Annotated in this window: 5 protein-coding genes and 1 pseudogene; 5 read left to right on the forward strand and 1 reads right to left on the reverse strand. The window is 34.8% G+C overall.

Annotation, left to right across the window (positions count from 1 at the left end):
• Window positions 1-604: 604 nt before the first annotated feature.
• From CN601_RS26160 to CN601_RS27780, 4 genes are all read left to right on the forward strand, one after another.
• A complete protein-coding gene (locus CN601_RS26160; protein ID WP_098172835.1) occupies window positions 605-1675 on the forward strand; it encodes an endospore germination permease in 1071 nt (356 codons plus the stop codon).
• Window positions 1672-3147 (forward strand): spore germination protein, encoded by a 1476-nt coding sequence (locus tag CN601_RS26165; protein ID WP_179865709.1) that lies wholly within the window; start codon window positions 1672-1674, stop codon window positions 3145-3147. Before CN601_RS26160 ends, CN601_RS26165 begins: the two co-directional genes overlap by 4 nt.
• On the forward strand, window positions 3144-4250 hold the full coding sequence (locus CN601_RS26170) for a Ger(x)C family spore germination protein (RefSeq protein WP_098172837.1): 1107 nt from the start codon (window positions 3144-3146) through the stop codon (window positions 4248-4250). Before CN601_RS26165 ends, CN601_RS26170 begins: the two co-directional genes overlap by 4 nt.
• Before the next feature lie 982 nt (window positions 4251-5232).
• Complete coding sequence (locus CN601_RS27780; RefSeq protein WP_098121409.1) at window positions 5233-7104, forward strand: hypothetical protein; 1872 nt, start codon at window positions 5233-5235, stop codon at window positions 7102-7104.
• Window positions 7105-7391: 287 nt separating this feature from the next.
• On the opposite strand, the pseudogene CN601_RS26180 reads toward CN601_RS27780, so the two are convergent.
• Window positions 7392-8090: pseudogene (locus CN601_RS26180) on the reverse strand (BCCT family transporter); the annotation flags it as partial.
• Window positions 8091-8692: 602 nt separating this feature from the next.
• On the opposite strand from CN601_RS26180, the gene CN601_RS28230 reads away from it, so the two are divergent.
• Complete coding sequence (locus tag CN601_RS28230) at window positions 8693-8884, forward strand: transposase (RefSeq protein ID WP_179865710.1); 192 nt, start codon at window positions 8693-8695, stop codon at window positions 8882-8884.
• Window positions 8885-9234: the final 350 nt, after the last annotated feature.

The raw sequence follows: 9234 nt of genomic DNA on the forward strand, positions 1-9234 counted from the left end.
TATTTAAGTTAGCATTTGTACTTATTCCCAGGCTCGACTTCTCTTTGTCCTCTTTTGAGGTTCCTTTTAACGAGGCGGCAGGATTCACTTTATGTTACAACCTGTAAAGTTGCTCGTAATTCCGTAAGGAAGTTACTTTATCACAGGGCTTCAACCTTAGGATTTCTCCACCAGTTGCCTGTTAGCTACTAGGCGACTTGGTTCTTACCTAGACTGGACTTTCACCAGTTAGCAATTGACGGCTTGCTGGGCACGCAAATAAAAAAAGCTGCAGTTAAGCAACTCATGCTCTTCAACGAAAGTATGCGTTAGTTACATAAGAATTAAAATGTAAATATAACAAAATAGTAACTATCTTAGTCTTGAATTTCATTATTAAATTCATTTTCTTAATGGTTGTAGGTTTCTTATGTGTACATTCATCGTACTCATAACCTAATCGTAAAGTAACATTCTATAACCGGAGATTAGTAACATTCATTTGTTAGAAATAAGCTAAAGAACACCTCGGACTGAGGTGTATATTTTGACTATCTATTATACATAGTTTTGCGTCCAATTGGAAAGATTAAACCTATCCTAAGTCTAAAGGGGAATGTGTTGAATGAATAATAAAACCATTCAGGCGGTGCATGTCTATTTCTTATTACTTTTATCGTCTGGATTTATGCTCCATGTCATCATTATTCCAAGTTTACTAACGACATCGCATCGTGATTCATGGTTGACAGCTATCGCAAGTGTTGTACCGTTTGGTATTTGGACATTACTTGTCTTTTTTTTGTTAAAAAAATTAAACAACCGGAACGTGTTCACGTTACTAGACGCAGTTCTACCTTCTCCCATCAAATGGATTTTCTTTTCTTTGTTCATCCTTTATTTTTTATGTACCGCTTTTATTACGCTCAAATTAACAGTGAGCTGGGCAAAGGCGAATTACGCGATGGAAGTTCCGATTCTCTTTGTCATCGGATTGTTTTCGATTATTTGCTTCTTTGCATCGTATAAAGGGCTTCGTACCATTAGTACGACCGGATTTGTCGCGTTGCCATTCGTTGTGCTTTTTGGTTTTGTTGTGGGGGTTGGTAATAGCCCGAATAAAGATTATTCCCTGTTATTCCCTATTTTTCAACATGGGGCTCATCATTTTTTCAAAGGTTTTCTTTATACGTGTTCAGGTTATTTTGAAATTCTCTTTATTGTTTTTCTGGTGTCCTATTTAACGGACAAAGTGAAATTAAAGTGGATGATGTTGATTTGTTTTGTGTTACTTATGCTGTTACTTGGCCCGCTTACAGGTGCAATCACTGAATTTGGATGGGTTGAAGCCGAAAAGTTACGAAATCCAGCCTATGAACAATGGAAACTGTTGAAACTTGGTAAAAACGTTACGCGTCTTGATTTCTTAGCCGTTTTTCAATGGTTGTCTGGTGCGGTGATTCGCGTGAGTTTAAATGTGTTTTTAGCAAATAAGATACTCAGTCAAAACCATCAAACTAAATGGATCATCCCTTTTCTATATGTTTTGCTCATCATCGGGGCTTATGTTCCATGGAATACAACGTCCTTTTTTTACTTTGTTCATCAGATTTACATGCCAGTATCATTGGTCTTTCTATGCTGTGCGATGGGGATTTTATTGATTGTCGTTTTGCGGAAAGGAGAAAATGCATGAATTCGAATCATCAAACGCTTGACTCACTCAATTTAGTTGAACTATTTCAATGGTTTGAAAAATCATCCGATATTCTTTGTCGAACAAAACAATATCAAACAGGTGAGACGCTTCACTTTTTAAAGCTAATTGTTTGTCCAAGCTTAGTCGACACGAAGGTTATGAACGAAACGATTTCAACCTTATTTGAGCTTGTCGAACAAAAAAAGGCGCTCACCTTTAACGATTTGAATCAATTGTACGAATCAAGTAAGTTATCAAATGAAAGACCAATCAAAAACGAAATTGAAGAAAAATTGTTTTCAGGCGAATGCGTCCTGTTTAGTTCGTACACAAATGATATCTTCTTTCTACCAATGGCAAATCCACCGAAACGGAACCCGGAAGAATCTAATTTAGAAAACTCCATCAGAGGACCACGTGATGGATTCATTGAAAATATTTCCACTAATTTCGCTCTGATTCGACAAAGACTCAAAACAACAACCTTAAAGAGCATTCCGTTCACAATTGGGGAGAGAAGTCGAACAAAAGTGTTGTTGGTGTACATGGAGGATATTTTAAATCCTTCAATATTAACTGATGTTCAATTAAGATTACAAAAAATCCAAACCGATGTAATTGTTAGCAGTAATGAAGTTGAGGAGTTCTTATACGATCAACCATTTTCAGTTTTACCCCTTATGGAAAACACTGGTCGACCGGATTATGCAGTTCAATCTTTAAATCAAGGACGGTTCGTCATTTTAGTTGATGGAAATCCAAGTTGTTTGATTGGACCAACCAGTTTAAATCAATTACTTTTTTCACCAGAAGATGCTCACTCTAGCTTCTTTTATGTCAATCTAGTACGGACGATTCGCTTAGTCGCACTCGTAACGACCGTTTTTTTACCAGGTTTTTTTGTAGCGCTTATTACATTTCAACTAGAACAATTGCCCTATGCTTTTTTGGCGACCGTTGTGATCAATCGATTTGGTTTACCGCTCAGTGCACCAGCCGAAGTAATGATTATGCTTGCTTTTTTTGAATTATTTAAGGAAGCAGGAATTCGTTTACCAAAAGCAGTAGGCCAAACAGTTGCCGTACTTGGTGGTTTATTTATTGGCGATGCTGCGATTCGTGCTGGTTTGACCTCTCCTACGACGCTTGTGATTGTTGCGCTTACCGTTATTTCCGGTTATACGCTAGTGAATCAAAACATTGCCGGAAACATTGTTTATTTAAGAATTTTTGTGTTAATCTCTTCATCTCTTTTTGGCATCTATGGCTTTTTTTCCGCTTTTTTTCTATTGATCGTCTTAGTTGTTTCATTAGAAAGTTTTGGTCAACCCTATGCACTGTTATTTTCGAAACCGACTCGTTCAGACTTGATTCACTTGCTTTTTAAACTGCCTTTTCAATATCTTCAAAAACGTCATCAAGCCTTAGGACCTGTGGATCCAACGCGTCGTGAGGAGAAAGAAAAATGAGGAAAATAGCTTGTTTTATTCTTATATTACCGCTCTTCTTTCTAACTGGTTGCTATGGAAAGAACATTAAAAATCAAATCTATGTGACGAGTATCGGGATCGATTACAAGAACGGATTGTATACAGTCCTCATTGAAGCGCTCAATTTCTCAAATGTCGCAAAAACAGAAGGAGCTACCGCAGTTGCTGAACCAGTACCTGCTCTGATTGGAACAGCAACGGACGAAAGCATACAAGGTGCTCTGAATCAGCTACACAAAAAAACCGTCGAACCTCTTTTCCTCGGTCAAGTGAATAGTGTGATTCTCACAAAAAACGTGATCGAGAAAAAAATGAATGAAGTGGTCCCTTTTTTGAGCCAAAAATCATTGCTCCGTTATAGCACATGGTTATTTGGTACGGTTGCTGACTTAAAAGATATTTATCAAAGTGAAGCTTATTTTAATCAGTCGAATATTTATACGATTTATCACGACCCGGAAGAACAATCACGCTTAACCATGCCTAACTTAAACTTGAAATACAACCGGTTTATCTCGCGCTACAGTGAACCGGTGGGAACCATTTTAATTCCTTCACTTGCGATTGATGAAACGCATTTTAAAGAGAAAAAAAACCGAAAAATTGCGTATCAAAACGGTGCATTTGTAATCAGTCACAAGCAGTATAAAGGATTTGTTGACCTTGATTCATTAAGTGGATTCAGATGGTTTGGTAAATACCAAACAGCCACTTCGATTGAAACAAAAGAGAAAAAGGCTAGTATGAAAGTGCTTCGCACGAAACACAGTATCAAAGTGCTCGGAAAAAACAAACCCACTTACAACATTACGGTTCGTGTCAGTGGCATCATTGAGACCAATTTGAACCATTTGCATCAACAAAAACTTGAAAAAGAATTTGCCTCAACGATTCGAAACGAAATCAATCAAACCTTAAAAAAAGGTGAAGAGCTTGGTGTCGATCTACTTAATCTAAATGAAAAGCCCTATCAATTCTCCTTGAAGAAGTGGAATGAAAAAGACCTAATGAAGGTAGATCGAACTTCGATTAAGCAACTTCAAGTAAACGTGCATATTGAAGGAAGTGAAACCTACAAGTAATCAATCGAACTTAGAAAAAATTGCAACTCTTCATCAAGTGGTTGCAATTTTTTACTTTACTTATCCAATTCTACCAATATGTATATGTTTCGAAAGATGAAGATAACAAATGATGTTTCTATTTATAGTTTTTTGCTTTCATCAATTTTACAATAAAAATTAAATGTACAAGTAATATTCCATGCCACCATAAACCAGAGGATGCTCTTACATAAAATTCTAATGTTTTAAGAGCTTAATACGTCCATGGAAGTAAGTAAAGAACTGCTAAAATTGGAAATAAACTCGATATATAAATCTTCATTACTTATAAGTCCTCATTTCATTAAAGCTTTGCTAGTTCAAACATTCTTAACAGATTTGGTTTATTAATTATATGAATCATGACTCCAACAAATTTATTCAATTTACTATTATTAAAGTCATTTTCCTTATTCAACTGCCATTTAGTTTAAGTACATTTCTTCACAATCTCCATACTAATATTACTATAAATATCTAGTGATTGTTTGACCGTCTTACTCCATTAAATGGCCCTTTAATGGAGTAAAGAATGACAACTCGTTCACTTCAAGTAGCTACTTTCTATAAAAAGAGTTCTAGACCTTTTCTCCAGTAGTACTTAATTGCCAAATTGTACATTTTATACTATGAATTAGAAAAAAATAAAAGGTTTTACTATACATATTGGAGCGTTTTATCTTTTTCAGCGGAACCAGTGTAGTATTTGGTGCGTTTTACCTTTTCAAGGGGAATCTGTGCAGTATTTGGTGCGTTTTATCTATTTCAGCGGAGTCTGTGTAGTATTTGGTGCTTTTATCTATTTCAGCGGAACCTGTGTAGTATTTGGTGCATTTTCTGTTCATTTTGTGACAAATCCTTGAGTTTATTACAATCTTGTGGTGCATTTTATGATAAAATAAGTAAAGAGATATGATATTTTGCACATTACTTGGTGCAAATTGAGAGGATGTTCTTGTCAGTGAAATATGAAAGAGTACTAGATCATCAGATTTTAAACTACGAAATATTAAAAATTTGTATATTTGAAGAAACGAAACGACTATTTCAAGATCGTCAGTATATCCTTGAGAGATGGAAAATGGAAGCCTATCGTATGACAGAAGATGAGGTTAGGTACCAGTCCCCCTGCAATGCAATGGGCCCAAGCTTTAGAGCATTATTTTTCTTATTCACTCAAACTTTATATTTTGAAAAATATATAACAAAACAAATGATTAATGAAGCAGTTGAAAAATATGCGGACACCATCAAAGTGATATTGGCAGGCCACTTTGTTCACGAGTTTCCCAATGATGAAGTAAAACGAAGTGTAAACGAAGAAAAAATTGATGATGTGTTAAAACGTGATTATATTTATTCCAGTATGGATATGGACTACCATCTGATGAGGGATATCGTGACAAAGAAAAAGGATTTTAAAGAAGGAGAAGAAGGCTACTTGGCAACTGAGATTATAGACAATCGTGGAAAAGTAAGAGGATTGGCCGAGCTTAGACCCTTTGAATCACAAAATATCGATTTAACCTCTGATCAACAAGAAATGTGGCTAGAGTTGATTGAATCCACCATCCATTCATTGGATGAAATGACCGCGGATCTTTTTGATTTAATTACCTATTTATGGATGGTATCACCCAAAAGCAATGACGGGTATATTGAATTTCATAGTAATGATGCCCTGCGACTTAGAAATCTAAAAAAACGGTCGGCTAAAGGACAAGTGCTCGATTTTCGTGAAGAGGATCGATTCAATATCATGAAACGGGTTGCTGCACTTTCAAGTATTTGGATATCACTTGGTGATCAGAAAGTAAAAGTGGTAAATACTCAAGAAATTCAGGACAATGAGCTCTATAAGTTCAAAGATTTTCAGAGAATGTTTGAAATTGGAAAAATACGTGTGGCGTATGACAAAAAATCTGGAGAACCAAAAGGAATCTATGCAGTACAAGTAAAACCAACATCTATTTTAACACCTTATTTAGATGGTCCTAGCCGATCACTTGGTTTGTTAGACCTAAAAGTCTTTCAATATAGCCATTTCACACAACGTGAGCACAAACGATTAACCCGGTACTTAAACCTTCAATGGAAAATTCGAACGATTAAACGTACATTACAGCAACCTTTTAAAGTATCAACTCTGTTAAAAGTTATGGATATTTCTACACGTTACAACGGAGTACAAAAGAGGGACAAGTTTGAAAACGTATTAGATGAATTACAAAAAGATGTTGTAATTAAAAGTTGGTATTATACGGAATCAGTAGATGAAGAACAAGTCGGTAAAAAAGGCTGGTTTCAAAACTATTGGTCTAAACTCAATTTGATCATTCTACCAACCGATATTGTCGTAAAAGAAAATCAAAAAAAGCTGTTGGTAAATTCGAACTATACAATTGACGAAAAAATAATCGAACGTATGCAAGAATTCAGCTATGAAAAGATAGCTTCTCAAAGTCATGAAGAACTTCTCACAAATCAATCAGAAATTGCTAGAAGTGAAATAGCTGCATCTGTTGAATATGAATTAGAAAAACAATTACCTATTTTGGAATTATCAAAAAAGATGGATCCCAAACCCACAATAGAACCTGAGCAACAATCATTCGATTTCACTATTTCAACAGAGGTAACTCTTACACCAGAAAATATGAAAGAGATGATTGATTCCTTAGGTCTAAGTATTCGCCAGTCTGCAGAAGAAATGGGAATCGCTCACACTACCCTTTCACGGTATATCCGAAAGGAAAATAAGCGACAAAATAAGAAAAATGACGAGAAGATGTTAAATTGGCTAAAAGGAAAAGCAAGAAAATTAAAACTCTAATTACTGAAAATTGGTTAGAGTTTTTCTGTTTCTCTTTCCTCATTAACAATATATATGTTAATATATAATGTAAGACATATGTTAGTATCATAGTATTTATATATCGCATAGTTGTTATATATCGCATAGTTGTTATATATCACATAGTTGTTATTAACTTATCATCATTTACATTATTCACACATATTATTTGAGTAATGTCAGGAAAATATGTGCTAATCAGTACAAGAAAAAGTCAGTGGTAATTTGAAAGTTACCACTGACTTTTCTTTTTGCTATCCTAATTAAATAAGTTGCGTTATAAGCGTGTTTTGAAATGAGGGGAATAGATAGCTTAAACCTCCTGAAATTTGCTGAGCTCCAATACCTACTGAAGGCACAATCCCGAAAACAGTCGCAAGCACAGCCAAAACATCTACAGTAAGACCTATCCATGATGATGAAGTTGAATTAAATAGCGGAATAATTGTTGAGCTAATCGTTCCTTGTTTTTCCTTACGAAATGTAAAATATGCAATAGCTAAAGCGACAATTGCGTATAATGCCCACGGATGTAATCCCCAATGAAAAAACGAATATCGCATTGCAAAACGCGCACTTTCTTCTGATCCTGATTGAGTTGATAAAGGTGAACTTAAATGTGAAATCGGTTCAGCAATTCCAAAGAATAATAATCCAATTCCCATTCCAGCTCCAAATAACATTGCTAGCCAAGTGAAGTAACCGAATTCAGGTCTTTCATTATCTTTACCTAATCGAATTGAACCATATTTTGAAAAAATCAAATAAATGGCCAATAATAATATAATTGTCATAAGAATTGAATAAAACCATCCAAAGTTATGTAATATATATTCGTTCATACTAGACGTAACATTTTTTAAATCATAACCTGGTATCCAATTTGCAGGTACAATCCACCAAATAATAAATAACGATGTAATGGTTAATGATATTAAAAATATTTTATTTCTTGTCCTTCGCACTTTTTACCACTCCTTTATGCATTTTTAAATGAACTGTTTACACGTTTTAAATTATAAAGGTAATATTACTTAATTCTCTTTCTTGTTACTAAAAACTAAAGTTTCTATAATATTTATGTAATATTCATAACATCCAAATTAAGATTCTGTTACAAATATATAAATATTGTTTCGTTTTCTCATGTAATTCATAATTATGAAATGAATTTGAAATAAATCGATAAGACTAGTATTCTATTTTGTTGAATAATAAGGGCCATAAAATTGAAACAAATCTTAATAACTTTCAATATCTCTAAGCCCCATGAAAAACGCAGGTTTTTTAGTGGTTTCTCCTAATAGTAGGGAGGCCTTTTGATAGGAGTGAATTCATTTAATATACAAATTGTGAATAATTACACTTAAATGATACTGCCAGTTAGTCACCCATTCAGCGCAAGCGCTGCACCACAGCAAATGAAAATAGATAAAAATCGTCAATACTTCTTCTATGGCTGGGTGAGGAAGGTCGATAAACTATGGTGCCATTAGAGCCCAACAGTTAGTCTGACTCCAACAATCACGGTGCATCACAGACTGTCGCAGATGGAATTGGAACAGATTTGGAGAACCAATATGGAAGTGCACCTCGATTATGTTCCTGGGCAGCAATAGTTCCTGGACATAATGAAAGTGCTGGTAAAAGAAAATCAACTAAATCCAAAAAAGGCAATAAGTATTTAAAGTCAACCTTAACTAAAGCCGCACATTCAGTGGGTGCGTCCAAAAACTACCTTGGAGCAATGTATCGATGAACAGCATCACGAAAAGGTAGGAAAAGAGCAGGAATAGTAGTAGCCCATGCCATGTTAAGAATCGCCTATTATCCTCTGACTAGAAAAGAAATGTACAGAGACTTAGGAGAAGATTATTAAGACAAACAAAAAGAAGTATCAATAGTCTATCATTCAGTTCGAAGACTAGAAAAATTAGGGTATTCTGTATCGATAGAAGAAGTCTCTTAATCCATCAATCATTAATTATTTCTCTAATTTATTTACTTTGAAACGATTTTTAAAAATAATATAAAGACGTCTTATTTAGATGTGCCCTTTTTTCACACTATACCGTGAGGTTTTTTCATGGTAGACTCCCATGCCGCGTT

The organism is Bacillus sp. AFS017336, from assembly GCF_002555445.1.
Taxonomy (GTDB): Bacteria; Bacillota; Bacilli; order Bacillales; family Bacillaceae_G; genus Gottfriedia.

Bases quoted from the DNA above. Each gene is read 5' to 3' on its own strand.
- CN601_RS26165 (WP_179865709.1), top strand. From the start codon at position 1,672: ATGAATTCGAATCATCAAACGCTTGACTCACTCAATTTAGTTGAACTA.
- CN601_RS26160 (WP_098172835.1), top strand. From the start codon at position 605: ATGAATAATAAAACCATTCAGGCGGTGCATGTCTATTTCTTATTACTT.
- CN601_RS26170 (WP_098172837.1), top strand. From the start codon at position 3,144: ATGAGGAAAATAGCTTGTTTTATTCTTATATTACCGCTCTTCTTTCTA.